Below are 25185 nucleotides of genomic sequence, written 5' to 3'. Positions count from 1 at the left end.
GGTCACGGCCGTCGGGGCGTCACGCCCGGCTCGCCGCCGTGGCCTGCGGGTACCGGTGCCCACGCGGCCGCGGGAGCGGGTTCACCCGCCCATCGCGCCGGTCAGGCGGGCCCGGGCCCGCGCCGCGGCGACCCGGGCCAGCCCGTCGGCGGCGACGGCCGCCCGGCGGCGGCGCGGCACCACGGCACGCCGGTGCAGCACCGCGTATCCGCAGGCCGCGACGGCGTCCAGGATGCCCTGGTAGAGCACGTACGCGGTGCGGATGCAGGGTCGCGCCACCGGGTCGAGCAGGGCGATGCCGGGTGCGGCCTCCCGGTAGACGCTCCGGGTGAGGTCCTCGGCGGCCCGCAGCGCCGCGGTGATCCGCGGGTCGTGGCGCCCGGTCCGGCGGCTCCACAGCAGCAGGGGCCGGTCGACGCCGTGTGCTGCCAGCAGGTCGGCGGGGAGGTAGATCCGGCCGCGGTCCAGGTCCTCGCCGACGTCCCGCAGGAAGTTGGTGAGCTGGAACGCGACGCCCAGTGCGGCGGCGCGCGGGGCGGCCAGTTCACGGTCCGCCGCGCCCAGCACGGGGAGCATCTGGAGGCCGATGACGGCGGCCGAGCCGTGCATGTAGCGCCGCAGGTCGCCGTAGGTGGCGTAGTCGGTGACGGTCAGGTCGCTGCGCATGGAGCGCAGGAAGTCGGTGAAGTGGGCGCCGTCGACGGCGTACCGGGCGGCGGTGTCGGCGACCGCCCGCACCACGGGGTCCTGGGCGGGAGGGCGGCCCGCCAGCGCCTGCCGCAGCCGCTGCTCCAGGCCGGTGAGGGCGGCGGCACGCTGTTCGCGGGTGGCTCCGCCACCGAGGTCGTCGACGATGTCGTCGGCCCACCGGGCGAAGCCGTAGAGCGCGTGCACGGCGGGCCGCCGCGCCGGCGGCAGCAGCCGGGTGGCGAGGAAGTAGGTGCGTCCGTGGCGGGCGTTCAGCCGGCGGCAGCGGTCGTAGGCGGCGCGCAGCGCCGGGTCGGTGATGCCGGCCGCGTCGAGTTCCCGGCGGGTCATCTCCCGCCGTCCCTCGGCCCGGTGGTCCCGGCGGCGTTCCCCGGAGCGGTCCGGTCGGCGGGTGTCACCAGGAATCCTCCTCGACGGCGTCGGCGCCCGCGGTGCGCCCGCACGGCGCGTGCCCCGCCGTACGGCGGGCCCACGGCGAACCATGCGTCCCCCTCGCCGCGCCTCCTTAGCCCGATCCCGTGGGCGGATCACCCTTCCGGCGGGCACCCGCCGCGCCGGTGCCGCGTCCCCGGCGCCGGGCGGCGCGATACTCCGCCGGAGCGCCACAGCGCGCGGTGCGGGCGGCGCGGGCGACGGACAGCGGGCGGGGACCGCCCGCCGCGGTCACCGCGCCCACCCGCCCCGCCGGTCCGCGCCGCGGCGACGGCCCCCCGGCCGCCCCGCCGTTCCCCGTCCCGTCCGTTCCGCGCCTCCCCGCCCCGCCCTGGAGCCGACCGATGACCCTGTTGCACGACGCCGAACTGACCGCGGCCTTCGACCGCGGCGCCGACTCCTACGACCGGCTGGTCGCCCTCAACCCCGGCTACCACGCCCACCTGCGCCGCTCCGCGCGCCGGCTGGCCCTGCCGGACGGCGGCACGGGCCGCCGGGTGCTGGACCTGGGCTGCGGCACGGGAGCGTCGACCGCGGCGCTGGCCGCCGCCTTCCCGCACGCGGAGATCGTGGGCGCGGACGCGTCGGCGGCGATGCTCGCCCGGGCCCGGTCCCGGCGGGGCCTCGAGCGGGTGCGGTTCGTCCACGCGACGGCGGAGAACCTGGTCGCACGGGCCTCGCACGGACCGTTCGACGCCGTCTTCGCCGCCTACCTCTTCCGCAACGTCGCCGGTCCCGACGCCCTGCTGCGCGGCGTCCACGACCTGCTGGTCCCCGACGGCCGGCTGGTGGCGCACGAGTACGCGCTCGGCGGGCGGCGCACCGACCGGGCGGTGTGGTCCGCGGTCTGCCGGGGCGTCGTGGTCCCGCTGGGCACGGTGACCGGCGACCGGGTGCTCTACCGTCATCTGTGGCGCAGCGTCCTGGAGTTCGACACCGCGCCGGAGTTCGCCGCCCGGATGCGCCGGGCGGGGTTCGACGGGGTGCGGGTGCTGCCGTTGCCGGGCTGGCAGGCGGGCGTGGCGTACACCTTCGCCGGACGGCGGCACCCCGTCACGGCGGACCGTGACCTGGTGGCGGCGGACGGCCGGCGGACCACGGCGGACGACCGCCGCGTCACGGCGGACGACGGCCCCATCACGGCGGACGGCCATCGGTGAGCGGCGGACGGTGAGCGGCGGACGGGGGCGGGGCGCGTGGACCGCACCGGGGCGCGGGAGGTGACGGCGCGGGTCAGGTGGCGGATGGGCCGGGGGGCCGGGCCGGGGCGCCGAGGGCGAGCAGCGCGGTGTCGTCCTCCAGGGCGTCGCCGAAGCGGTCCAGCAGGGCCCGCACCTCGGCGACCAGCCCGTCCGGGCCGCGGCGGGCGAGTCCGCGGGCGAACTCCCGCAGCCCGTCGCCGCCGAACAGTTCTCCGGGGCGCTCCCCGGTGCGGGCCTCGGTGAGTCCGTCCGTGTAGAGCAGCATGGTGTCGCCGGCCTCGAGGGTGGTGGCCGCGGACACGAAGTCCGCGTCGGCGACGACCCCGACCAGCATCCCGCCAGGTGTCTCCAGGTACTCCGCCCCGCCCTCCGCCCGCAGGATCAGCGCGGGCGGGTGCCCTCCGGAGACCAGCCGGACGCGGACCTCGCCCCGTTCCGGGTCCGGCTCGAGGAAGCCGACCACGGCCGTGCAGTACCGCGGATCCGCGTCGCCGTCCGCGTTGTTCCCGTACAGCGCTTCGTTGAGCGCTTCCAGCGCCCCCAGCGGGTCCTGGTCGTGGAAGGCGGCCGCCCGCAGGGTGTAGCGGGTCAGCGAGGTGACCGCCGCCGCCTCCGGTCCGCTGCCGCTGACGTCGCCGAGGAAGAACGCCCAGCGGTCCCCGCCGACTTCGAAGACGTCGTAGAAGTCACCGCCGAGCCGCTCGGCCGAGGCGGGCCGGTAGTGGCAGGCGAGTTCCAGCCCGGGCACCGTGGGCAGCTCCGGCGGCAGCAGGGCCTGCTGGAGCACCCGGAAGGTCTCCTCCAGCCGGGTCCGGTCGCCGTCGGCCTGCCTGCGGGCGGCCTCCGCCTCACGCCGGGCCTGTTCGGCTGCCTTGCGCTGCCGCAGCAGTTCCTCCTCGTAGGTCCGCCGGTCGGAGGCGTCGAACACCGTGGTGCGGATGAGCTGGGGCACGCCCTCGGCGTCGTGCTTGACGGTGGACGACACCAGGACCGGCAGCCGTGAGCCGTCGGCGGTCCGCAGTTCCAGCGCGACGCCGCCGATCTCGCCCCGCATCCGCAGCAGGGGGGCGAAGTGGGTCTCGTGGTAGAGCCGTCCCCCGGCGGTGAGGAGGTCCGCGAAGCGTCTGCGGCCCACCACCGTCTCCGCGCGGTCGGCGCCCAGCCAGCGCAGGAGCGTGGTGTTGATCCTGATGATGGTGCCGTCCATGAGCGTGGACAGGTAGCCGCAGGGCGCCGAGTCGTACAGTTCCTCCGCGTCGTCCGTGGGCAGCGTCCGCCCCGGCGGTGAGGCCCGCGGCGCGTCCGCCGATGCCACGGCGACCTCCGGAGTCTCCGGTTCCTCCGGGGCGTCCGGGGCGTCCGGGGCGTCCGGGGCGTCGGGGGCGTCGGGGGCGTCGGGAGCCTCCCGTGACGGCGCCGCGGCGCCGTCGCCCCGTTCCCCTTCCCCTTCCTCCTCCGCGCTCACCGCTCGTGCTCCAGGAAGTCGAGGACGGCGTCGGCGGTGGCGTCCGGGTCGCTCAGGTGCGGGCAGTGGCCGTTGGCGTCCAGGGTGACCTGCCGGGAGCCGGCGATGTGGTCGCGCACGAAGGCCCCGACCTCACGCGGCGCGAGCGCGTCCTGGGCGCAGTCCACCACCAGCGTGGGGACGTCCACCCGGGCGAGGTCGTCCCGGTTGTCGGAGAGGAAGGTGGCCTCCGCGAAGACGCGGGCCATGGCCGGATCGGTCGAGCAGAAGCTCTCGGTGAGTTCCTCGCCGAGTTCGGGGCGGTCGGGGTTGCCTATGATCACCGGCGCCATGGCGGACGACCAGCCGAGGTAGTTGGCGTCCAGGGAGGCCAGCAGTTCGTCGATGTCCTCCCTGCTGAAACCGCCGCGGTACCCGCCCTGGTCGATGTAGCACGGCGACGGCGTGATCATCACCAGCGCGCCGATCCGGTCCGGCGCCGCCCTGGCCGCCAGGACGCCGATTATGGAGCTCACCGAATGGCCGACGAAGGCGACGTCCCGCAGGTCGAGTTCCTCGCAGATCTCCACGACGTCGCGGGCGTACCCGTCGAGGGAGGAGTACCGCTCCTCGCTCCATGCGGAGGGGTCGGAGCCCCCGGCGCCGACGTAGTCGAACAGCACCAGGCGGTGGCGGGCGGCCAACCGGGGCACGACCAGCCGCCACATGTTCTGGTCGCATCCGAACCCGTGCGCCAGCATCACGACCGGCCCGTCGGGATCGCCGACGACATTCACCCTGTTTCTTTGCAGAACGCCCATATCACCCATCCTGCGGCAGCACGCCCACTTCACCAAGCGCGGCCCCGCGGGAAGGCGACCCGGTCGCGGGGCGGCGCGCACCGCCCCGCCACCGGTCCGTCACAGGGCGCGGACCAGCAGCATGGCGCCCATGAGCAGCATCGTGGCCGCCACCAGGGTGTCCAGGATCCGCCAGGCGGCGGGGCGGGACAGCACCCCGCCGAGGAGCCGGGCCCCGTAGCCCAGTCCCGCGAACCACACCAGGCTGGCCAGCATCGCACCACCCCCGAAGACCCAGCGCAGTGAGCCCTGGTCGGAGGCGACGGAGCCCAGCAGCAGCACCGTGTCGAGGTAGACGTGCGGGTTGAGCCAGGTCATGGCCAGGCAGGTCAGCACGGCCGTGCGCACCGAGCCCGCCGCGGCGCCCTGGACGCTCAGCGCCTCTCCGGCCGGCCGCAGGGCACGACGGGCGGCCAGCGCCCCGTAGCAGATCAGGAAGGCTCCGCCGGCGAGGCCGACCACGGTCAGCGCGGCGGGCCAGGCCGTGACCACCGCGCCCAGACCGGCGACGCCGAGCGCGATGAGCACCGCGTCGGAGACGAAGCAGATGCCGACCACGGCGAGCACCGCCTGCCGGCGCACCCCCTGACGGAGGACGAAGGCGTTCTGGGCGCCGATGGCGACGATGAGGGAGAGCCCTGTACCGAATCCGGCGAGTGCCGCCGGGAGAAAACCGCTGTTCACGTGATCCGACGCTATGCGGACGAGCCTCATTAGTACAGCTGAAGTTTCTTAACTATCATTAGCTGGCGTGATGAACGATCTGCCCCATGACCAGGTGCGCACCCTGCTCGCCGTCGTCGACGAGGGGACTTTCGACGCAGCCGCGGCCGCCCTGCACGTCACGCCGTCGGCGGTCAGTCAGCGGATCAAGACACTGGAGCAGCGCACCGGGCGCGTGCTGCTGAGCCGCACCAAGCCGGTGCGGCCGACGGAGTCCGGACAGGTGGTCGTGCGCTTCGCCCGCCAGCTGGCCGCACTGGAGCAGGACGCCGCCGCCGAGCTGGGGCTGGCGGACGCCGCGGCGCCGGCCCGGGTGCCGATCGCGGTGAACGCGGACTCCCTGGCGACCTGGTTCCTCCCGGCGCTGACCCGGGTGCCGCAGGATCCGCCGGTCTGCTTCGAGCTGCGCCGCGAGGACGAGGCGCACACCTCCACCCTGCTGCGGGACGGGCAGGTCATGGCCGCGGTGACGTCCTCGGCGGAGCCGGTGACGGGCTGCACGGTGCGCCCGTTGGGCCTGGCCCGGTACCTCCCGGTGGCGAGCCCCGGATTCATGGAGCGGCACCTGTCGGGCGGGCCGCTGGAGCGGCTCCTGCCGGAGACCCCCGTGATCGTCTTCGACCGGCGCGACGAGCTCCAGGACCGGTTCGTCCGCTCGCTCGCGCCCGGCGCCGCCGGCGCCGGGCGCCTCCGGCACCACGTGCCGACGTCCGAGGGCTTCTGCGACGCGGTGGTCGCCGGCCTGGGCTGGGGCCTGGTCCCGGAGCCGCACGCCGCACCGCTCCTGCGCGCGGGGCGACTCCGGGAACTGGCGCCGGGAAGGCGGGTGGACGTCCCGCTGCACTGGCAGCAGTGGAAGCTGGACGTCCCGGCCCTCGCCCTTGTCGCGCAGGCCGTCCTCACCGCGGCCGCCGAGGCGTTGCACCACCCCGGCGGCACGCCCGCCCCGCGCGGCTGACGGCGGTCAGCAGCCGCCGCAGTTGTAGTACGTGACGTCCCAGTGGTTGCCCTCCCGGGCATAGATGTTCCCGGAGGCCGACTGGTACTGGGCCGCGCCGTCGCTGCGGTTGGCGATGCGGGTGAAGCTGCCGGTGATGTAGTTGCCGAGGCAGGTGGTGAGGCTGTAGTCGAGCTTGTAGCCGTTCCAGTGGCTGTACGTCCCGCTCGCGTGCCCCGTCTCGGTGCCGCCGGTGATGGTCATGGCGCACCCCGACGCGTTCCGCAGCGTCACCGCGCCCTGCGCGGTGGCCAGGTTGAGCTGCTCGAACGAGGTACAGGTGGAGGTGTTGCGGTTCGAACAGCCGCCGCTGGAGGTCCAGCCGATGCCGGCGTTGCGGAACATGGTCGTCGCGGTGGAGTGACTGATCTTGGTCACCGCCGCGGCGGCCGACTCCTTGGCGACCGCGGTGCCCGGGGCCATGGCCAGCCCCATGGTCAGTACGGACGCCGCCAGGACCGCGTACGTCTTCGCCCTCATCGTTCACCCCTGATGTCTCGACCGGCCTTGATCTCTGTCATGCGCATGCTAAACCCCTTTCCCGCCGCGCGACAGAGCCCCGCACGGGCCGGACTATTGACGCACCTCATGAAACAAGTGAATAGTTTTTGTATCTTCGGCTCACCATACGGTGCTCCCCCACAGCACGCACCCTCCCCCTCGGCCCGACCCTCGACGACCTGGCCCGCACCGGCCCCGGAACAGGAGCTCCGATGACCCGAACCACCCCGGACACCACGCCACCCGCGGCGGTCTTCACCACGTACTCCCCGTCGACCGGCGAGCCGCTCGCCGAGCATCCGTCGGACGGCCCCGAGCAGGTCGCCCACGCGGTCGCCCAGGCCCGGAAGGTGCAGGAGGGCTGGGCCGCGCTGCCCGCGGCCCGGCGCCGCGCCCACCTGCTGGACTGGAAGCGCACCCTGGCCCGCGAACTGGACACCGTGGCACGGACCATCGCCGAGGAGACCGGCAAGCCGGCCGGCGACGCCCAGCTGGAGGTCGTCCTCACCCTGGAGCACCTGGCCTGGGCGGCCCGGAACGCCGAACGCGTCCTGCGCCGGCGCAAGGTGGGCACCACGCTCTTCACCGTCCACCAGCGCGCCACCGTGGAACACCGGCCGCTCGGCGTGGTCGGCGTGATCGGGCCGTGGAACTACCCCTGCTACACCCCGATGGGGTCCATCGGGTACGCCCTGGCGGCCGGGAACGCCGTGGTCTTCAAGCCCTCCGAGCTGACCCCGGCCACCGGGGTCCTGCTCGCCGCGCTCTTCGACGCCGCCGTGCCCGAGTACGCGGGACTGCTCACCACCGTCACCGGCGGCGCGGCCACCGGCGAGGCCCTGGCCCGCTCCGGCGTCGACAAGCTGGCGTTCACCGGCTCGCCGGGAACGGCCCGCAAGGTGATGGCGGTGTGCGCGGAGGGCCTGACGCCGTTCCTCGCCGAGTGCGGCGGCAAGGACGCCGTGATCGTCACCGCGGACGCCGACCTCGACGCCGCCGCCGACGCCGTCGTGTGGGGCGCGCTGAGCAACGCCGGCCAGACCTGCGCCGGGGTGGAGCGGGTCTACGCCGTGCGCGAGATCCACGCCGGGCTGTGCGAACGTGTCGTCAGGCGCGCCGAGGCCCTGCCGACGGGAGGGGAGGACGCCGCCTACGGCCCGATGACGATGCCGGGCCAGATCGCGGTCGTCGAACGGCACGTGGAGGGGGCCGTCTCGGCCGGAGGACGCGCCCTGCTCGGCGGCCCGGAGTCGGTCCGGGCGCCGTACGTCGCGCCCGTCGTGCTGACGGGGGTGCCGGAGGACGCCGCCGCGATGACCGAGGAGACCTTCGGACCGGTCGTCACGATCAACGAGGTCGCCGACGTCGACGAGGCCGTGGCCCGCGCGAACGCCTCCCGCTACGCCCTGGGCGCCGCCGTGTTCTGCCGCAACGGGCGTGCCGGGGCGGCGATCGCCGCACGGCTGCGGGCCGGCGCGGTGTCGGTGAACTCCGTGCTCGGCTTCGCGGCCGTTCCCGCCCTGCCGTTCGGCGGCTCCCAGGACTCCGGCTTCGGCCGCATCCACGGCGAGGAGGGCCTGCGCGCCTTCACCTCCGTGCAGTCGACGACCGTGCAGCGCTTCACCCCGCCCATCGCACTGACCTCCTTCGACCTGCCGGCCGCCGCCCGCGAGCGGGCCGTGCGGATGGCCCAGGCGCTGCACCGGCGCCGCTGAGCGACGCCGGCGCGCCCGGCCGGCCGGACCGCGCGTGCCGACGGTCCGGCCGGTCAGGCTCCGAGCAGGGGGGCCAGGTAGCGGCGGGCGAAGGCGCGGGACTGGTCCTCGTCGCCCGTCTCGATGCAACTGGTGGGGTTGAGCAGGAACGACACGGCGACCCGCACCATGAGCTCGGCGACCGGCCGGGGGTCCTCGTCGGGCCGCCCCTCGGCCTGCTGGGCCCTGCGCAGATGACCCGTCAGGTACTCCACCGTGGCGGAGAGCGAGGAGCCGCCCTGCACCGTGAGGTAGGGCAGCACCACCTCGGGCTCCAGGCGCAGCAGCCCTCCGAAGAGCGGGTGGGCACGGGTGTGGCGCAGGGCGACCACGAACCCCTCGACCACCCGCTCCTCCATGGTCGGCAGCGCGGCCACCGCGGCGTCCAGCCGCTGGAAGAACCGCCGGTGCTCACGCAGCAGGGTGTCCTCGACGAGCCGGTCCTTGGTCTGGAAGCGCCGGTAGACGGTGACCCGGGAGACGCCGGCCCGTTTGGCGACGTCGTCCACGGAGGAGCGGCGCAGGCCGAAAAGGGTGAACTGTTCCAGCGCGGCGTCGAGGATCCGCTGCGCCGTCCGGTCCTCGGTCTCGGACCGGCCGAGGGCCCGGGTGAGGAAGGAGTCGTCCGCGTCAGTCTTCATGGTGCTCCTCACGATACCGGCGAAGATCTCCCCGAGAGACGATGAAACACTTATCATCTCTTTGTAACTCTCTTTCCCGTGCGACCCCGGCCGGACCACCGACCGGCACCGGAGACCGGAGGACCTGATGGGCAGTCGACTCACCGAAGAACAGGCCGACTTCGTCGCGGCCATCCGCGACCTCGCCAAGCGCGAGTGCGGTACCCGTGAACAGCGTGACGCGCTGACCGACGGCGGCCGGGAGGCGCACCATCCCGGGCTGTACGGCAGGCTCGCCGATCTCGGCTGGCTCGGGGTGTGCCTGCCCACGGAGTACGGGGGCGCCGGCGGCGGGCTGGCCGACGCCTGCCTGTTCCTGGAGGAGACCTCGTACGGCATGGTCCCGGCGGGCGGTTTCGTCACCACCGTCATCGCCGCGAAGGCGTACGAGAAGTTCGGCACCGAGGAGCAGCGGCGCGAGGTGCTGACCGGCGTGATCAACGGGGACGTCCTGTCCATCGCCATGTCGGAGCCGGGGGCCGGGTCGGACGTCGGCGCGCTGCGCTGCCAGGCCCGGCGGGACGCGGACGGCTCGTGGGTGATCGACGGCCAGAAGACGTGGATCTCCAACGCGCACTGCGCGAAGCACATCCTGCTGGTGGCCCGCACCGGCGAGGACAAGCATGGCGGTCTCACCATGTTCCACCTGCCCTCCGGCACCCCGGGCGTGGAGGTGCGGCGCATCGACACCATGGGCGGCAGGGAGGTGAACGACGTCTTCCTCACCGGTGTGCGGCTGCCCGCCGACGCGGTCGTCGGGCAGGTGGACAACGGCTGGCGGCAGCTGATGGCCGGGCTGAACTACGAGCGGCTCTTCCTCGCCGCGAACATGCTGGGACTGGCGCGCCGCGCCTTCGACGACGCGGTGACCTACGTCCGCGAGCGTGAGCAGTTCGGGCGTCCCGTGGGCTCGTTCCAGGCGCTGCGGCACCGGATCGCCGACCTCGCCACCGAGATCGAGTGCACCCGGCTGCTGGTGCGCGAGGTGGCCCTGGACTGCGACGCGCAGCCGGACAAGCTGTTCCCGCGCGAGGCGTCCATGGCCAAGCTGAAGGCCACCGAGGTCGCCAAGCGGGCGGCCCTGGAAGGCATGCAGATGATGGGCGGCTACGGCTACACGACCGAGTTCGACATGGAGCGCCATCTGCGCGCCGCGGTCGTCTCCACGGTCTACGGCGGGACCAGCGAGATCCAGCGGGACGTCATCGGCAAGACCTACGGCCTCTGAGCGGGCCCTGGGTCCGCACGGATCCCCACGCGAGGCGGCCGCCCACCCCCGGTGCGGGGTGGGCGGCCGCCTCGTGCCTGCGGAGCGTGGGGGCGCCCCCGTTCAGTCCTGGTACAGCCCGGTGAGCGCGTCGGCGTACTTCTCCCGGATGACCCGGCGCCGCATCTTCAGCGACGGCGTCAGCTCGCCGCCGCCCGGCCCCCACTCCTCGGCCAGCAGCTCGTACCGCTTGACCTGCTCGGTGCGGTTGAGCCGGGAGTTGGCCGCGGCCACCGCGCGGTCCACCTCGGCGCGGACCGCGGGGTGCTCCGCCAGCGCGGCGGGTCCGCCCTCGGCGTCGACGCCGTTGGCCGCGGCCCAGGCCGGTGCGGCCTCCGGGTCGAGGACCAGCAGGGCGACCAGGTAGGAGCGGTTGTCGCCGTGCACCATCGCCTGGCCGATCAGCGGGTGCTCCTTCAGCGCGTTCTCCACCAGGGCCGGCGAGACGTTCTTGCCGGTGGAGGTGATGATCATCTCCTTCTTGCGGTCGGTGAGCCAGAGGTACCCGTCCTCGTCCGTCCGGCCGATGTCGCCGGTGGCGAGCCAGCCGTCCTCGTCGAGGGCGGAGCGCACCGAGCCGTCCGGCTGGAGGTAGCCGGAGAAGAGGGACGTGCCCCGCACCATGATCTCGCCGTCGTCGGCGATCCTGACCTCGACGGACTCCATCGGGCGCCCCACCGAGCCGAGCCGGAAGCCGAGCTTGGGGCTGTTGCTGGTGGTCACGCCGGTGGTCTCGGTCAGCCCCCAGGCGTCCATGATGACGACGCCGAAGCCGGCCCAGAACCTGACGACGTCCACCGACATGGGCGCCGACGCGCTGGCCGACCAGGTCACCCGGTCCAGGCCGCCCGCGGCCAGCATCGGCAGCAGCACGTCCTTGCGGACACGGGCGTAGCGCTCCTCCAGCTCGGCGGACGGCGTCTCGCCGCGCTCGCGGCAGGCGACGTGTTCACGGGCCACCTCGAAGGCCTGGTCGATGACGCCCCGCTGCTCGGCGGGCATCAGCGACAGGACGGCCCGCACGGCGGCGGACAGCTTCTCCCAGATCCTCGGCACGCCGAAGAACTGCGCGGGACGCACCTCGCGCACCACCCCGGCGACAGCCGTCGGGTCGGCGCAGAGGTAGACGTGGGAGGCCCGGTGACAGGGCAGGTAGATGCCGAGCATCCGTTCGGCTATGTGGGCGAACGGCAGGTAGCAGATGTGCTCGACGTGCGGGGGCAGCTCCACCACGGCGTCCAGCGCCAGGGCGTTGGACATCACCTGGCGGTGGGTGAGGACGACGCCCTTGGGCTCGCCGGTGGTGCCGGAGGTGTAGACGACGGTCAGCGGGTCGTCGGAGCGGGCGGCGTCCAGTTCCTTGGCGAACTCCTCCGACACCGGCTCCCGGAGCAGCGCGGCGTACGGGAAGTGGCTGCCCTCCTCGCCCGGCTCGGCCACCACGAGCCGCTCCAGCGGGGTGTCCGCGTCGGCCAGCAGCGGCTCCCACACCGCGGTCTGCGCCGTTCCCTCCACCACGGCGATCCGGGCCCGGCAGTTGCGGGCGATGTGGGTGATCTGCTCGGGGGCCGCGGTGCCGTAGACGCTGACCGGGACGGCGCCGAGCCGCACCAGCGCCAGGTCGGAGAGCCAGTGCTCGGGCCGGTTGGACATCATCATCAGCACGTGGTCGCCGCGGCCGACGCCGAGCGCGGCGTAACCGGCGGCGAGGTGGCGGGTGTGCTCGTGGATCTGCGCCCAGGTGAACGTCGTCCAGTTCTCGGGGTCCTCGGCCGGCTTCCAGGAGAGGCCGGGGAGGTCGGGGTACTCCTCGGCGTTGCGGGCGAGCAGCCGCGGCAGGGTCAGGTCGGCCGGGGCGCTGAGCAGGTCGGCGGTGGATGTCATCGGGGCCTCCATGCGGGTCGGAAGGGAACGTCCGGGGAGGCCGGGGCGGTGGGGACGCCCCGGCGGGCATGCCGGGCGGAACGCGGCATGGGGTGCGCCGGGCCGCGGTGGGCCGGGCCGAGGGGAAGGACGGCCCGGCCCGGGCGGACCGGTCGGTGCTCAGGAGGTGCGGACACGGGCCGGGGGCGCCGCGGTCCCCCGGGCGGCTCAGGAGTCGGCGAACGTCTCGCCCTTCTCCGCCTTCTCCACCAGCAGTGCGGGCGGCTGGAAGCGGTCGCCGTACTTCCCGGCCAGTTCGCGGGCGCGGGCGACGAAGCCGGGCAGGCCGGCCCCGGCGGCGCCCTGGTAGCCGTTGACGTACTGGAGCACGCCGCCGGTCCAGGCCGGGAAGCCGATGCCCATGATGGAGCCGATGTTGGCGTCCGCCACCGAGACCAGGACGTTTTCCTCCAGGCAGCGCACCGAGTCGAGCGCCTCGACGAAGAGCATCCGCTCGACCAGCTCGGTCAGGTCGGCGGGCTGCGCCGCGGGGTCGGTGAAGTGCTCGCGCAGGCCCGGCCAGAGGCCCGCCCGCCTGCCGTCCACGTAGTCGTAGAACCCGGCGCCGCCGCTGCGGCCGGTGCGGCCGAACTCGTCGATCATGCGGTCGACGACGGCGTCGGCGGGGTGCGGCTCCCAGTGCTGCCCCGCCTCCTCGACGGCTCGGCGGGTCTCCTCGCGGATCTTGCGCGGCAGGGTGAGGGTCAGCTCGTCCATCAGGTTGAGCACCTTGGCCGGGTAGCCGGCCTGGGCGGCGGCCTGCTCGACGGACGCGGGCTCGACGCCCTCGCCGACCATGGCGACGCCCTCGTCGATGAAGCGGCCGATGACGCGGGAGGTGAAGAAGCCCCGGGAGTCGTTGACCACGATCGGCGTCTTGCGGATCTGGCGCACCAGGTCGAACGCGCGGGCCAGCGCCTCGTCGCCGGTCTTCGCCCCCTTGACGATCTCCACCAGCGGCATCTTGTCGACCGGGGAGAAGAAGTGCAGGCCGACGAAGTCCTGCGGCCGCTCGACCCCCTTGGCGAGCCCGGTGATGGGGAGGGTGGAGGTGTTGGAGCACAGCAGCGCGTCGGGGGCGACGACGTCCTGGATCTCCTGGAAGACCTTGTGCTTGAGGCCGGTGTCCTCGAAGACGGCCTCGATCACCGCGTCGCAGCCGGCCAGGTCCTGGACGTCGGCGGTGGGGGTGATGAGGGCGAGCAGGGCGTCGGCCTTCTCCTGGGTGGTGCGGCCGCGGGAGACGGCCTTGGCGCAGAGCTTCTCGGAGTAGGCCTTGCCCCGGGCGGCGGCCTCGGCGGAGACGTCCTTCAGGACGACCTCGATGCCGGCCCTGGCGCAGGAGTAGGCGATGCCGGCGCCCATCATGCCCGCGCCGAGCACGGCGACCTTGGCGACCTTGCGCGGCTCGACGCCCTCGGGGCGGCTGGCGCCGGAGTTGACGGCCTGGAGGTCGAAGAAGAACGCCTGGATCATGTTCTTGGTGATCTGGCCGGTGACCAGTTCGGTCAGGTACCGGGCCTCGACGACGAAGGCGGTGTCCACGTCGACCTGGGCGGTCTCCACGGCCGCCGAGAGGATGTTGCGGGGAGCCGGGTACGGGGCACCGCCGGTCTTCTTCTTCAGCAGCGCCGGGAACGCGGGGAGTTGCGCGGCGAACTTCGGGTGCGCGGGGGTGCCGCCGGGGATGCGGTACCCGGGCGCGTCCCAGGGCTGCGCGGACTCCGGGTGCGCGTCCACGAACGCCCGCGCCTTGGCGAGGAGTTCGTCGTGGTCGGCGGCGATCTCGTCGACCAGTCCGGCTTCCAGGGCGCTCGCCGGCCCGTACTGCGTGCCCTCCAGGAGGACCTTCTGCAGGGCTTCCGCCACGCCGAACATGCGGACGGTCCGGGTCACTCCCCCGCCTCCGGGCAGCAGCCCCAGGGTGACCTCGGGAAGCCCGACGCGGGCGGAAGGGCTGTTCAGCACCACACGGTGATGACAGGCCAGCGCGATCTCGTAACCGCCGCCCAGCGCGACTCCGTTGATCGCGGCGACGACCGGCCTGCCCAGCGTCTCCAGGACGCGCAGCGAGCGCTTGACGCGCATCCCGGCCTCGAAGGAGGCCCCGGCCGTCTCCGGCGTGACGGAGATCAGGTCGCGCAGGTCTCCGCCGGCGAAGAAGGTCTTCTTGGCGGAGGTGACGACGACGCCCCGGATCTCGTCCCGGCGCTCCGTCAGCCGGGCGGCGACCGCGTCCAGCGAGTCGATGAACGCGGCGTTCATGGTGTTGACGGAGTGGTCCGGGTCGTCGAGGACGAGGGTGACGACGTGGTCGTCGGACTCTTCCCAGCGGATGGTGGAGGGTCGTGCGGTGGTGTCCATGGCTGACTGGTCTCCCGTGAAGGTGGACGGCTGCGGAGGGTCGACGGCGGTCAGAGGCGTTCGACGACGGTGGCGATGCCCATACCGCCGCCGACGCAGAGGGTGGCCAGCCCGTACCGCAGGTCGCGGCGCTCCAGTTCGTCGATCAGGGTGCCGAGGATCATCGCGCCGGTGGCACCGAGCGGGTGGCCCATGGCGATGGCGCCGCCGTTGACGTTGACCTTGTCCAGGCTCAGGCCCATGTCCTTGGCGTAGCGCAGGACGACGGCGGCGAACGCCTCGTTGATCTCGACCAGGTCGATGTCGTCGATGGTCAGGCCGGCCTTGGCGAGCGCCTTGCGGGAGGCCGGGGCGGGCCCGGTGAGCATGATGGTGGGCTCGGAGCCGGAGACGGCCGCGGAGACGATGCGCGCCCGCGGGGTCAGGCCGTGGCGCTCACCGACCTCCCTGGTCCCGATCGCGACCAGCGCCGCGCCGTCCACGATGCCCGAGGAGTTCCCCGCGTGGTGGACGTGCTCGATCCTCTCGACCCAGTGGTACTTCTGCAGCGCCACCGCGTCGAAGCCGGCCGCCTCGCCGATCGTGGCGAACGAGGGCTTGAGCCTGGCGAGCGAGTCGGCACTCGTGCCGGGCCTCATGTGCTCGTCCCGGTCGAGGACCGGCAGCCCGTTGCGGTCCCGGACGGGGACGACGGACCGGTCGAAGCGGCCGTCCTTCCACGCCGCGGCGGCCCGCTCCTGGGAGAGCGCCGCGTACTCGTCGCAGTCGCGGCGGGAGAAGCCCTCCAGGGTGGCGATCAGGTCGGCGCCGATGCCCTGGGGGACGAAGCCGGTGTCGTGGTTGGTGCGCGGGTCCTGCGCCCAGGCACCGCCGTCGCTGCCCATGGGCACACGCGACATCGACTCCACGCCGCCGGCCAGGACCAGGTCCTCCCAGCCCGAACGGACCTTCATCGCGGCCAGGTTGACGGCCTCGAGGCCGGAGGCGCAGAAGCGGTTCTCCTGCACGCCGGCCACCGTGTCCGGCAGGCCCGCGAGGATGGCGGCGGTGCGGGCGATGTCCGCTCCCTGGTCGCCCACCGGGCCGACCACGCCGAGGACGATGTCGTCGACCGCCGCCGGGTCGAGGCCCGGGAAGCGGCGGACGGTCTCGTGGATCAGGCCGACGACCAGGTCGACCGGCTTGGTTCCGTGCAGGGCCCCGTCGGCCTTGCCGCGCCCGCGGGGGGTGCGGATCGCGTCGTACACGTACGCTTCGGTGCTCACCTTGGGTGTGCCTTCCATTTCCGGGTGTGGGAGAAGCCGAGAACTCACACGGGTGGTGCGGGCGGGAGCCGGTCGGCCCTCAGCCGAGGAGGGAGCGGCCGATGATCTCCTTCATGATTTCGGTGGTGCCGCCGTAGATGGTCTGGATGCGGCTGTCGAGGAACGCCCGGGCCACCGGGAACTCGCTCATGTAGCCGTAGCCCCCGTGGAGCTGGAGGCAGCGGTCGACCACGCGCTTCTGCAGTTCGGTGGCCCACCACTTGGCCATCGAGGCGTGCACGGCGTCGAGTTCGCCCCGGCTGTGCTCGACGACGCAGCGGTCCAGGAAGGTCCGGGTGACGGCCGCCTCGGTGGCCATCTCGGCGATCTCGAAGCGGATGTGCTGGAGCCTGGCCAGCGGCCTCCCGAACGCCTCGCGCTCCTTCACGTACGTCTTGGTGACGTCGAGGATCGTCTCGGCCGCGGCGGCGGCGCCGACCGCGATGGCCAGCCGTTCCTGGGCGAGGTTGCCCATCAGGTAGGCGAAGGCCTTGTTCTCCTCGCCCAGCAGGTTCTCCTTGGGGACGCGCACGTCGTGGAAGAACAACTCGGCGGTGTCCTGGGCCTTCTGGCCGATCTTGTCGAGGTTGCGGCCGCGTTCGAAGCCCTCGGTGCCGCGCTCGACGACGAGCAGGCTCTGCCCGCCGCTGCCGCCCTCGGGCGTGGTGCGGGCGACCACGACGACGAGGTCGGCGAGGATGCCGTTGGAGATGAACGTCTTGGTGCCGTTGAGCAGGTAGTGGTCGCCCTCGTCGGTGGCCGTGGTGCGGATGCCCTGGAGGTCGGACCCGGCGCCGGGTTCCGTCATGGCGATGGCGGTGACGATGTCGCCGGAGACGAAGCCGGGCAGCCAGCGCCTTCGCTGCTCCTCGTTCGCGAGCCGGGTCAGGTAGGGCCCGACGATGTCGTTGTGCAGACTGAGGGCCAGCCCGGAGGCGCCGGCGCGGGCGAACTCCTCGATGAGCACGGCGCTGTAACGGAAGTCGCCGGTCCCTCCGCCGCCGTACTCCTCCCCGACGGCCATGCCCAGCAGACCCTGGCGGCCCGCCGAGCGCCACACCTCGCGGTCGACGACGCCGTCCTTCTCCCAGCGTTCGTGGTGCGGGGTCACCTCCTTGGCGAGGAAGGTCCGCACCGTCTCGCGGAAGGCCTCGTGGTCGGGGCCGTACAGCTCTCGGTCCATGGTCACAGCCAGCTCCTCACTTGCTCGATCAGCCGAGCGGGATCGGGACCGACGGGGGTGACGTTGAGCATCGTCACGCCCGCCTCACGGAAGACCTCGACACGGTCGCGGACGTGGCCCTCGGGGCCGGCCAGACAGATCTGCTCCAGCAGTTCCGCCGGCACGGCGGCCTCCGCGTCCTTCCTGCGGCCGGCCAGGAAGTGCTCCTGGATCGCGGCCGCGGCGGCCTCGTATCCGTAGGAGCAGACCAGGTCGTGGTAGAAGTTGCGGCCGGGAGCGCCCATGCCGCCGACGTACAGGGCGACGGTGGGCCGCATCAGGTCGCGGACCGCCTCGGCGTCGTCGCCGACGGCGAGCAGGCCGCCCGCCACGACCGAGAGCGGGCCGAGCGCCGGGTCGCGCCGGGCGGCGCCCTCGGCCAGGGACTCGCCCCACACCTTGGCGGCGTGTTCCGGCGCGAAGAGGAACGGCAGCCAACCGTCGGCGAGTTCGGCGGTCATCCGGACGTTCGCGGGTCCGAGTGCGGCGACGTACACGGGGATCGCGTCGCGTACGGGGTGGGTGAGCAGCTTCAGCGGCTTGCCGTGGGTGCCGCCCTTCTCGGGCGGCAGCGGCAGGTCGGTGATGCCGTGGTGCTCGATGACCTCGCGCCGCCAGATCCGCCGCGACAGCTCGATCACCTCGCGGGTGCGCCCCAGCGGGCGGTCGTAGCGGCGGCCGTGCCAGCCCTCGACGACCTGGGGTCCGGAGGCACCGATGCCGAGCATCGCCCGGCCGCCGGTGAGGGCGTCGAGTCCGGCCGCGGTCTGGGCGATCAGCGCGGGGGTGCGCGAGTAGACGTTGAGGATGGCCGAGCCGATCCGCATCCGCTCGGTCTTCGCGGCCAGGTACCCCATGATCGTCGGGGAGTCGAAGCCGTACGCCTCGGCCACCCAGACGGCGTCGAGTCCGGCCGACTCCAGGGCGGCGGCCTCGTCCGCGGCGGCGCGCGGATCACCCGCGTACGTCAGGGGTGAGGACAGTTCCATCAGCGGTGGTCCTTCAGCAGTTCGGGCACGTCCCAGTCGCGGGCCACGTCGGGGGTGTGCGCGCCGGGTACGGCGGGGGGCAGCCGGAGGGTGCCGGGGGTGGCGGAGAAACGGGGCGCGGGGGCCGGCTGGGTCATGCCGTGGGCCTCGGTGTAGGTGCCGCGCCCGGTCAGGTGCGGGTGCGCGGCCGCCTCGCGCAGGGAGAGGACGGGCGCGACGCAGGCGTCGGTGCCCTCGAAGACGGACGTCCACTCCGCGCGGGTGGCGCTCCGGAACCGGGCGGCGAACCGGTCCCGCAGCTCAGCCCAGTTGCGGGGGTCGGCGCGGTCCGGCAGGTCCTCGGCGTCCAGGCCCACCAGGGAGACGAAGGCCGCGTAGAACTGCGGTTCCAGGGCGCCGACCGCCATCCAGCCGCCGTCGCCGGTCTCGTAGGTCCCGTAGTAGGGGCAGCCGCCGTCGAGCAGGTTGCCCCCGCGGGCGTCCCGCCAGGTGCCCTCGGCGAGCATGCCCCAGAACATGGAGGTCAGGTGGGCGGTGCCGTCGACGATCGCCGCGTCCACCACCTGGCCCCGCCCGGTGGCGCGGGCGGTCAGGAGCGCGGCGAGCACACCGGTGGTCAGGTACAGGGAGCCGCCAGCGTAGTCGCCGAGCAGGTTGACGGGGACGGCGGGCGGGCCGTCGGCCGCCCCGATCATGGACAGGGCGCCGGCGGTGGCGATGTAGCCGATGTCGTGCCCGGCCAGGGGCGCGAGGGGTCCGCGCTGGCCCCAGCCGGTCATCCGGCCGTAGACCAAGGCCGGGTTGACGGCCATGCACTCCCCGGGGCCGACCCCCAGCCGCTCCGCGACGCCGGGCCGGTAGCCCTCCACCAGGATCTCGGCGCGCGCCGCCAGCGCCCGCACCGTCTCCGGGCCCTCGGGCGACTTGAGGTCGACCAGGACGGAGCGCTTGTTGCGGTTGGTCACGTCGAAGGCGGGATCGCCGCCGAGGGGCGAGGGGCCGGGGCGGTCGACGCGCACCACGTCGGCTCCCAGGTCGGCGAGGAGCATGGCGGCGAACGGGCCGGGGCCGATCCCCGCCAGTTCGACCACGCGTACGCCGTACAGCGGTCCGGCGCCGCCGGGGTGTCCGGCTCCGCCGGGGTCCGGAGGGTCGGAAGGGTGATGGCTCATGGGTTCCTCTCTCGGTGCGCGGCGAACTCACCGCCGAGCGGACCGGGGCCTTACTGAGCGTTCGCTAAGAACGTAGGAGGGCGACGACGATCGGTCAACTCCCCGTGCGGCAGATGTTTTTCGCGACATCGGTCAGGGAAGTGAGACGAGACCGGACGGCGGTCGCCGTGGTTTACTGATCGCTCGCTAAGCATCCGGGAGGAGATGTTCCCGCGCCTCACGGCCGTACGATGTCGCCGATCGCCGCCCGTCCCGAGGAGAGTCGTTGAGCACCGAGCCGAGCCAGGACACGCAGCCTTCAGCGGAGCACTGGCGCTCCTACGGGCCGCTCGGCCTGCACCCGATCCTGTTGCACGCCATGGAGGCCTTCAACGAGCAGGGCTACCACGGGACGTCGGTGCGCCAGATCGCCGGCCGGGTCGGCGTCACCGTGCCCGCGCTCTACTACCACTACGAGAACAAGCAGGCCCTGCTGGCCACCCTGCTGGAGACCTCCATCAAGGACGTCCTCGACCGCTGCCGCGCGGCGGCCGCGGAGGCCGGGGACGACCCGCTGGCGAGGTTCTGCGGCATGGTCGAGTCGATCGTGCTGTACATGACCCACCGTCAGCGTCTGGCCTTCCTGGACACCGAGATCCGCAGCCTGGAGCCGGAGAACCGGGCCCGCTACGTGGCCCTGCGCGACTACCTCCAGCACATGCTGCTGGACACCGTCGAGGCGGGCCGGGCCCAGGGAGTATTCACCACGCCGATCCCGGCCGACGCGGTCCGCTCGGTCCTCACCATGTGCCAGGGGGTCGCCAACTGGTTCCGTGCCGACGGACCGCTCACCGCCGAGGAGGTCGCCGAGCGCCATGTGCTGCTGAGCCTCGGCACCGTCGGGCACCCCGGCACGGTCACCGGCGGCACCGCGCTCCCGCTCGCCCGGCCGTCCCTCACCCGTTCCGCGCCGCGCGCCTCCCGGTGAGGCGGCCGGGCCCGCCGGCGTCCCGTGCGTCGGGCGGGCCCACCTGCCACGACGCCCCGCGGCACGGCGTCGTCCCGATGCTCCACATCCCTGGTTCAGCACCGACGAGAGGACATCGCATGAACACGTCCGAGGCCCGCGCCCGTTTCCAGGAGCTCCGTCAGGTGGACGGCCCGGTGGACGCCGCCGGGCTCGACGCCGTCTGGGCCGCCCTGGAGACCGTCCGCCCCGAGGAGATCCTCGGCGAGTGGAAGGGCGGCGAGTTCGAGACCGGCCACCCCCTCAACGGCATGCTGGCGAAGGCCGGCTGGTACGGCAAGTCGTTCGCCTCCGTGCACGACGTCAAGCCGCTGCTGTGCCGCGACGAGAAGGGTGAGCTGTACTCCAACGTCGAACTGGGCAAGGGCGAGGCCAGCCTGTGGACCGTCGAGTTCCGCGGCGAGTCGACGGCGACGATGGTCTACGACGGCCAGCCGGTCCTCGACCACTTCAAGCGGGTCGACGACGCCACCCTCATGGGCATCATGAACGCCAAGGGCGTCACCGCCGAGGGCCCTTACTACTACTTCTTCCTCGAGCGCGTGGCCGAGGCCCCGCGGACGGAGCCGGGCGAGGTTCCCGGAGGGCGCTCGTGAGGGTCGTCCGGGCGGCCGTCACCGGGTCGCCGGGCGCACCGTTCACCGTGCGGGAGGTGCTCCTGGAGGATCCGCGGCCGAACGAGGTCCTGGTGCGGATCACCGCGGTCGGCGTGTGCCACACGGACCTGAGCATGCGGGCCGCCTGGCCGCCGCACCTCACCCCGATGGTCTTCGGCCACGAGGGCGCCGGCCGGGTCGAGGAGGTGGGCGCGGAGGTGACCGGTCTCGCCCCGGGGGACCACGTCTGCCTCACGTTCGCCAGCTGCGGGGCGTGCGAACAGTGCGTGGCGGGACACCCGGCCTACTGCCGCAGCGCGCAGGCCCTGAACTTCTCCGGCGGCCGCGGCGACGGCACCACTCCCCTCTCCCTCGACGGCGCGCCGGTCCACGCCGGCTTCTTCGGCCAGTCCAGCTTCGCCACCCACGCCGTCGTCCACGAACGCGGCGTGGTCAAGGTGCCCTCCGACCTCCCCGCCGAGGTCGTCGCGCCGCTGGGCTGCGGAGGGCAGACCGGCGCGGGCACCGTGCTCAACCGGCTGCGTCCCGAACCGGGCAGGTCGCTGGTGGTCCTCGGGGCCGGCGGGGTGGGGCTGAGCGCGCTGATGGCGGCGGTGGCCGCCGGCTGCGACCCGGTGGTGGCCGTCGATCCCGTCCCCTCCCGGCGGTCCCTGGCCGTGGAACTGGGCGCCAGGGCGGCCCTGGCGCCCGGCGACGGCCTGGTGGCGGCACTGCGCGACCTCACCGGGGGCGGCGCGCACCACGTCGTCGACACCACCGGTCGTCCGGAGATGCTCCGCCGGGCGGTCGGGGCGCTCCGCCCCCGGGGCGACCTCGCCCTCCTCGGCATGGGCGGCGAGGTCACGTTCGACGTGATGGGCCTGCTCGCCAAGGGCGTGCGCGTCCACGGGGTGATCGAGGGGGACTCGGATCCCGCCCGGTTCATCCCCGAGCTGGTCGACCTGTACCGCGGGGGCTTCTTCCCGGTGGACCGGCTGGTCACCACGTTCCCCTTCGAGGACATCGGCGCCGCGGTGGCCGCCATGGGCGACGGCAGCGCGGTCAAGCCGGTCCTGACCTTCGCCTGACGGCGGCGACCGCGCGGGCCGGACGCCAGGGGACCCGGGTCCGGGGCGTCACGCCGCGGCGAGGACGCGGCACGCCCTCGCCGCGGCGGCGCGGCGGGGCGCGGCGGTTGCGCGGCGGGGCGCGGCGGTTGCGCGGCGGGGCGGACGGCGTCCCTCGACGGGCGGCGGCCGCGGCGCGGGCCGGTGCGGCCGGGGGCGCGGGCCGGGCGCGGGGGACCGGGCCGTCGCGCGGGCGGTCCGAGGCTGCCGAGTGGGCCCACGACCTCGGGCGACGTGTGGTTGACTGACCCGCATGGCCCCGTCCCCGCATCCGCCCGTCCGGCCGTGAGCGTCGATCCGACCACGGCGACCCGGCCGCGCAACCGCAGGCAGCTCATCGTCGAGGCGGCGGGCCGGGTCTTCAGCGAGCGCGGGTACCACCGGGCGTCGATGGAGGAGATCGCCGCCTGCGTGGGCATCACCGCGGCGGCCCTGTACCGGCACTTCCCGAACAAGTACGCGCTGTTCGCCGAGTGCGCCGACGTCATGGCGGACCGGCTCGTCGCCGCGCTCGACGACGTCCCGGCCGGCGCCCCGCCGGCGGACCTGCTCGCCGCCGTCACCCGGGTCACCGTCGCGCACCGCTCGTCGGGGGGCGTGTACCGGTGGGAGGCCCGCTACCTCAAGCCCGAGGACCGGCGGCGGCTGGCGGTGAAGTTCGGGCGGCTCGTGGGGCGGGTCGACGAGGCGGTGCAGCGCGAGTCGCCGCTGCCCGACGACCGTCTGCGGGCCGTGGCGGCCCTCGGCGCCGTCGGGTCCATCACCATGCATCACACCTCCATCGCCCAGCGCCGGGCGGAGGAACTGCTGCTGGCGTCCGCGCTGGACGTGGCCGCCACCGACCCCGCGACGGCGCCGGGCGCGGCGCGTCCCGTGCGGCTGCCCGCCCAGCCCGTGCCGCGGACACGGCGCGCGGAGATCCTCGCCGCCGCCATCCCGCTCTTCGCGCGGGACGGGTTCGCCAGCGTCACGAACGGGCAGATCGCGGAAGCGGTCGGGCTGGCACCGTCGGCCCTGTACCGCCACTACCCCGGCAAGGTCGACATCCTGGCCGCGGCCTGTCTGCAGGCGGCCGGACTGCTGGCCCAGGGGGTGGAGCAGACGCTCCAGGGGGTGAGCGGCCCCAGGGAGGCGGTGGTGGCGCTCGCCGCGACCTATGTGGCCTACAGCTTCGAGCACACCGAGCTCAACAGCGTGGCGGAGGCCGAACTGGCGGGGCTGCCGGCCGAGTTGCGGCGGCCCCTGGTGCTCGCGCAGCGGGAACACATCGCCGTCTGGGAGCAGCAGTTGCGGCTGGTCCGCCCGGACCTCGACCCTCGCCAGGCCCGGGTGCTGGTGCACGCGGGGTTCGGCGTCGCGGTCGAGGCGGGGCGGAGGCTGCGGTGGCGGGACGGCGGCGACCGCCGTGACGCCGTGACGGCCCTGGTCGTGGGCGCCCTGGGCCTGTGAGGCCCGCCGCCGGGGCCGCCACGCGGCGAGGCGCCGCGGGGTGCGGCGCCTCGCGCGGGCCCGGCCGGGTGCCCGCCCCGCGGGGATCGCGGAGCGGGCACCGGCGGGGCGGGGCGGCGGCCCGTCTCAGGCCGCCCTGTTCCCGGTGGGGATCGTGATGGGCGTCGTGGTCCCGGAACCGCCCTTGTTGAGGAACAGCATCGCCAGGCCGCGCACCAGCTGGTCCATCATGTAGAAGGTGCCGGGCATGACGGGCGACAGTCCCTCGCGGAACAGGATGAACGCCGGCCACGCGGTGCGGACCAGGGCCGCCGCCGCGTAGTCCCGCTTGAGGCCCAGCCAGTTGCCGACCTCGTCGCTGAGGACGTAGCGCACGAACTCGTTGAGGAACCCGCGGGTGACGCCGAGGTCGATCTGCGCCGTCAGGCCGAGCAGGTCCTCGGCCAGCGCGATGCCCTCGTCCGTCGGGGTGAGGATGGGGGTGAGCACCTGCTTGGACTGCGCGAGCGCGGCCGACCAGGTCTGCGGGATGTGCTCGTCCGGAACGCCGAGCAGGTGGACGGCGACCTGCCACGAGTGCAGGAACGCCTCCTGGTCCGCCGTCGAGTACGGGATCCGCCACTCGAGCAGCTTGCTGTGCACGTAGGTGCCCAGGCTGTGGAAGGTGACCAGGATGTCCGCGGCGCTGATCGGGATGGTCTCGTCGGCGGCCGCCCGCCAGCCGGGCGACTGCGGCAGGAGGTGACGCACCGCGGCGTGCACCACGCGCGTCTTGTTGGCGGTGACGACGAACTGGCCGGTCGGCTTGAAGGCGCCCAGTTCCGACAGGTCGTAGCCGAAGGTGAACGTCTTGGCCGCGCGGTCCTGCATGTCGGCGCCGCCCGCGGACCAGTAGACGCTCCTGGCCTCCCGCGGGATCACGGTGCTCATGATGCCGCTGCCGAGGCCGTACAGCATGAACAGGTAGGTGTCCCGGCGCCGGTTGAAGTCGGCGGCGCGGGTCAGCTTGGTCTGGTCCGCCCAGCTGGGGAGCTTGTTGACCTTCCCCAGGTAGGTGGCGAACTCGGCCGGAAGGCCGCTGGGCAGCGGGTCGTTGTTGTTCACCCACGACCCCCACGCGGCGTTGATCGCCGGCACGTGGCCGTTGTCGAGCATCCGGACCATCAGCGGGTCCGCCAGGTCGTCCCAGATCCACTCGGGACCGGTGCCCGCGGCGGCTCCGGCCACCGAGCCCGTCGACGCCCACGCCTGACCCGGACCCGCCACGCCCGCGAGGCCGAGCGCGGCGCCGAGCGACAGCAGTCTCCGCCTGCTGAGATTGTCCATTGACTTACCCACTTCCTTGACGGACCAGACGGCACGCCGTGCCTTTTCCACTGGCCAGTTGGGTGACCGCCATGTTTCAGAAACGGTGGAGCGATGTGATTTCTCATTAACATAGCGACGCGGGACACTGGCGGCAATG

The 25185-nt window shown here is 73.6% G+C and carries 21 protein-coding genes; 8 read left to right on the top strand and 13 right to left on the bottom strand.

Annotated elements, in window-relative coordinates; all coding sequences use genetic code 11:
* Nucleotides 1-81 precede the first annotated feature (81 nt).
* Nucleotides 82-1038 carry a phytoene/squalene synthase family protein gene (locus tag GBN72_RS16220; RefSeq protein WP_151772495.1) on the bottom strand — a complete coding sequence of 319 codons (957 nt, stop codon included), beginning with the start codon at nt 1036-1038 and terminating at the stop codon, nt 82-84.
* Nucleotides 1039-1484: 446 nt separating this feature from the next.
* Between GBN72_RS16220 and GBN72_RS16215 the strand changes: the two genes are divergently transcribed.
* Entirely contained in the window at nt 1485-2300 is an 816-nt protein-coding gene (locus GBN72_RS16215; RefSeq protein ID WP_151772494.1) for a methyltransferase domain-containing protein, read from the top strand.
* Nucleotides 2301-2373: 73 nt separating this feature from the next.
* Here the strand turns inward: GBN72_RS16215 and GBN72_RS16210 are convergent, their stop codons facing one another.
* The 3 genes from GBN72_RS16210 to GBN72_RS16200 all read right to left on the bottom strand — a co-directional run bounded on the left by GBN72_RS16210 (nt 2374) and on the right by GBN72_RS16200 (nt 5330).
* On the bottom strand, nt 2374-3657 hold the full coding sequence (locus tag GBN72_RS16210) for a PP2C family protein-serine/threonine phosphatase (protein WP_246212584.1): 1284 nt from the start codon (nt 3655-3657) through the stop codon (nt 2374-2376).
* Between the two features lie 146 nt (nt 3658-3803).
* A complete protein-coding gene (locus GBN72_RS16205) occupies nt 3804-4607 on the bottom strand; it encodes an alpha/beta fold hydrolase (protein WP_151772492.1) in 804 nt (267 codons plus the stop codon).
* Between the two features lie 99 nt (nt 4608-4706).
* Nucleotides 4707-5330: a LysE/ArgO family amino acid transporter gene (locus tag GBN72_RS16200; RefSeq protein WP_151772491.1), complete on the bottom strand. Its 624-nt coding sequence runs from the start codon at nt 5328-5330 to the stop codon at nt 4707-4709.
* Nucleotides 5331-5400: 70 nt separating this feature from the next.
* Between GBN72_RS16200 and GBN72_RS16195 the strand changes: the two genes are divergently transcribed.
* A complete protein-coding gene (locus GBN72_RS16195) occupies nt 5401-6327 on the top strand; it encodes a LysR family transcriptional regulator ArgP (protein ID WP_151772679.1) in 927 nt (308 codons plus the stop codon).
* 6 nt (nt 6328-6333) lie between these two features.
* Here the strand turns inward: GBN72_RS16195 and GBN72_RS16190 are convergent, their stop codons facing one another.
* Nucleotides 6334-6801, bottom strand: coding sequence for a hypothetical protein (locus GBN72_RS16190; RefSeq protein ID WP_246212583.1), 468 nt, complete (start codon nt 6799-6801; stop codon nt 6334-6336).
* Between the two features lie 278 nt (nt 6802-7079).
* On the opposite strand from GBN72_RS16190, the gene GBN72_RS16185 reads away from it, so the two are divergent.
* Nucleotides 7080-8582: an aldehyde dehydrogenase family protein gene (locus tag GBN72_RS16185; RefSeq protein ID WP_151772489.1), complete on the top strand. Its 1503-nt coding sequence runs from the start codon at nt 7080-7082 to the stop codon at nt 8580-8582.
* Between the two features lie 53 nt (nt 8583-8635).
* Here GBN72_RS16185 and GBN72_RS16180 read toward each other — a convergent pair whose 3' ends face one another.
* A complete protein-coding gene (locus tag GBN72_RS16180) occupies nt 8636-9262 on the bottom strand; it encodes a TetR/AcrR family transcriptional regulator (protein ID WP_151772488.1) in 627 nt (208 codons plus the stop codon).
* A 127-nt stretch (nt 9263-9389) separates the two neighbouring features.
* Here GBN72_RS16180 and GBN72_RS16175 point away from each other — a divergent pair, with 127 nt between their 5' ends.
* Nucleotides 9390-10529: an acyl-CoA dehydrogenase family protein gene (locus GBN72_RS16175; RefSeq protein WP_151772487.1), complete on the top strand. Its 1140-nt coding sequence runs from the start codon at nt 9390-9392 to the stop codon at nt 10527-10529.
* A 102-nt stretch (nt 10530-10631) separates the two neighbouring features.
* Here GBN72_RS16175 and GBN72_RS16170 read toward each other — a convergent pair whose 3' ends face one another.
* The 6 genes from GBN72_RS16170 to GBN72_RS16145 all read right to left on the bottom strand — a co-directional run bounded on the left by GBN72_RS16170 (nt 10632) and on the right by GBN72_RS16145 (nt 19542).
* A complete protein-coding gene (locus GBN72_RS16170; protein ID WP_151772486.1) occupies nt 10632-12452 on the bottom strand; it encodes an AMP-dependent synthetase/ligase in 1821 nt (606 codons plus the stop codon).
* 207 nt (nt 12453-12659) lie between these two features.
* Entirely contained in the window at nt 12660-14855 is a 2196-nt protein-coding gene (locus GBN72_RS16165; RefSeq protein ID WP_151772485.1) for a 3-hydroxyacyl-CoA dehydrogenase NAD-binding domain-containing protein, read from the bottom strand.
* A gap of 50 nt (nt 14856-14905) precedes the next feature.
* Nucleotides 14906-16120 carry an acetyl-CoA C-acetyltransferase gene (locus GBN72_RS16160; RefSeq protein ID WP_151772484.1) on the bottom strand — a complete coding sequence of 405 codons (1215 nt, stop codon included), beginning with the start codon at nt 16118-16120 and terminating at the stop codon, nt 14906-14908.
* Between the two features lie 79 nt (nt 16121-16199).
* Nucleotides 16200-17342, bottom strand: a complete 1143-nt coding sequence (locus tag GBN72_RS16155; protein ID WP_164540690.1) for an acyl-CoA dehydrogenase family protein — start codon at nt 17340-17342, stop codon at nt 16200-16202.
* 2 nt (nt 17343-17344) lie between these two features.
* Nucleotides 17345-18370, bottom strand: coding sequence for an LLM class F420-dependent oxidoreductase (locus GBN72_RS16150; RefSeq protein WP_151772482.1), 1026 nt, complete (start codon nt 18368-18370; stop codon nt 17345-17347).
* Nucleotides 18370-19542, bottom strand: coding sequence for a CaiB/BaiF CoA transferase family protein (locus GBN72_RS16145; RefSeq protein ID WP_151772481.1), 1173 nt, complete (start codon nt 19540-19542; stop codon nt 18370-18372). Before GBN72_RS16145 ends, GBN72_RS16150 begins: the two co-directional genes overlap by 1 nt.
* A gap of 265 nt (nt 19543-19807) precedes the next feature.
* Between GBN72_RS16145 and GBN72_RS16140 the strand changes: the two genes are divergently transcribed.
* The 4 genes from GBN72_RS16140 (at nt 19808) to GBN72_RS16125 (ending at nt 23720) form a co-directional block, all read left to right on the top strand.
* Nucleotides 19808-20509 carry a TetR/AcrR family transcriptional regulator gene (locus GBN72_RS16140; RefSeq protein ID WP_151772480.1) on the top strand — a complete coding sequence of 234 codons (702 nt, stop codon included), beginning with the start codon at nt 19808-19810 and terminating at the stop codon, nt 20507-20509.
* A gap of 119 nt (nt 20510-20628) precedes the next feature.
* Nucleotides 20629-21144 carry a DUF4334 domain-containing protein gene (locus GBN72_RS16135; RefSeq protein ID WP_151772479.1) on the top strand — a complete coding sequence of 172 codons (516 nt, stop codon included), beginning with the start codon at nt 20629-20631 and terminating at the stop codon, nt 21142-21144.
* Nucleotides 21141-22232, top strand: a complete 1092-nt coding sequence (locus tag GBN72_RS16130) for an NAD(P)-dependent alcohol dehydrogenase (RefSeq protein ID WP_151772478.1) — start codon at nt 21141-21143, stop codon at nt 22230-22232. The genes GBN72_RS16135 and GBN72_RS16130 overlap by 4 nt, the downstream gene beginning before the upstream one ends.
* Nucleotides 22233-22511: 279 nt before the next feature.
* The gene (locus GBN72_RS16125; protein ID WP_151772477.1) at nt 22512-23720 is read left to right on the top strand and encodes a TetR/AcrR family transcriptional regulator; all 1209 of its coding nucleotides are present in this window, start codon (nt 22512-22514) and stop codon (nt 23718-23720) included.
* A gap of 126 nt (nt 23721-23846) precedes the next feature.
* On the opposite strand, the gene GBN72_RS16120 is transcribed toward GBN72_RS16125, so the two are convergent.
* A complete protein-coding gene (locus GBN72_RS16120; protein ID WP_151772476.1) occupies nt 23847-25046 on the bottom strand; it encodes an oxygenase MpaB family protein in 1200 nt (399 codons plus the stop codon).
* Between the last annotated feature and the right edge of the window lie 139 nt (nt 25047-25185).

Origin of the sequence: Streptomyces abyssomicinicus, from assembly GCF_008974245.1 — a bacterium.
In the GTDB taxonomy this organism is placed as follows: Bacteria; Actinomycetota; Actinomycetes; order Streptomycetales; family Streptomycetaceae; genus Streptomyces; species Streptomyces abyssomicinicus.
Note: the sequence above shows the minus strand (reverse complement) of the source record. Positions and strands in the feature narration are given on the sequence as shown.

Coding starts and splice junctions, on each gene's coding strand:
- GBN72_RS16220 (WP_151772495.1), bottom strand. CDS start 1,038: ATGACCCGCCGGGAACTCGACGCGGCCGGCATCACCGACCCGGCGCTG.
- GBN72_RS16215 (WP_151772494.1), top strand. CDS start 1,485: ATGACCCTGTTGCACGACGCCGAACTGACCGCGGCCTTCGACCGCGGC.
- GBN72_RS16205 (WP_151772492.1), bottom strand. CDS start 4,607: ATGGGCGTTCTGCAAAGAAACAGGGTGAATGTCGTCGGCGATCCCGAC.
- GBN72_RS16195 (WP_151772679.1), top strand. CDS start 5,401: ATGAACGATCTGCCCCATGACCAGGTGCGCACCCTGCTCGCCGTCGTC.
- GBN72_RS16190 (WP_246212583.1), bottom strand. CDS start 6,801: ATGGGGCTGGCCATGGCCCCGGGCACCGCGGTCGCCAAGGAGTCGGCC.
- GBN72_RS16185 (WP_151772489.1), top strand. CDS start 7,080: ATGACCCGAACCACCCCGGACACCACGCCACCCGCGGCGGTCTTCACC.
- GBN72_RS16180 (WP_151772488.1), bottom strand. CDS start 9,262: ATGAAGACTGACGCGGACGACTCCTTCCTCACCCGGGCCCTCGGCCGG.
- GBN72_RS16175 (WP_151772487.1), top strand. CDS start 9,390: ATGGGCAGTCGACTCACCGAAGAACAGGCCGACTTCGTCGCGGCCATC.
- GBN72_RS16170 (WP_151772486.1), bottom strand. CDS start 12,452: ATGACATCCACCGCCGACCTGCTCAGCGCCCCGGCCGACCTGACCCTG.
- GBN72_RS16165 (WP_151772485.1), bottom strand. CDS start 14,855: ATGGACACCACCGCACGACCCTCCACCATCCGCTGGGAAGAGTCCGAC.
- GBN72_RS16155 (WP_164540690.1), bottom strand. CDS start 17,342: ATGGACCGAGAGCTGTACGGCCCCGACCACGAGGCCTTCCGCGAGACG.
- GBN72_RS16150 (WP_151772482.1), bottom strand. CDS start 18,370: ATGGAACTGTCCTCACCCCTGACGTACGCGGGTGATCCGCGCGCCGCC.
- GBN72_RS16145 (WP_151772481.1), bottom strand. CDS start 19,542: ATGAGCCATCACCCTTCCGACCCTCCGGACCCCGGCGGAGCCGGACAC.
- GBN72_RS16135 (WP_151772479.1), top strand. CDS start 20,629: ATGAACACGTCCGAGGCCCGCGCCCGTTTCCAGGAGCTCCGTCAGGTG.
- GBN72_RS16120 (WP_151772476.1), bottom strand. CDS start 25,046: ATGGACAATCTCAGCAGGCGGAGACTGCTGTCGCTCGGCGCCGCGCTC.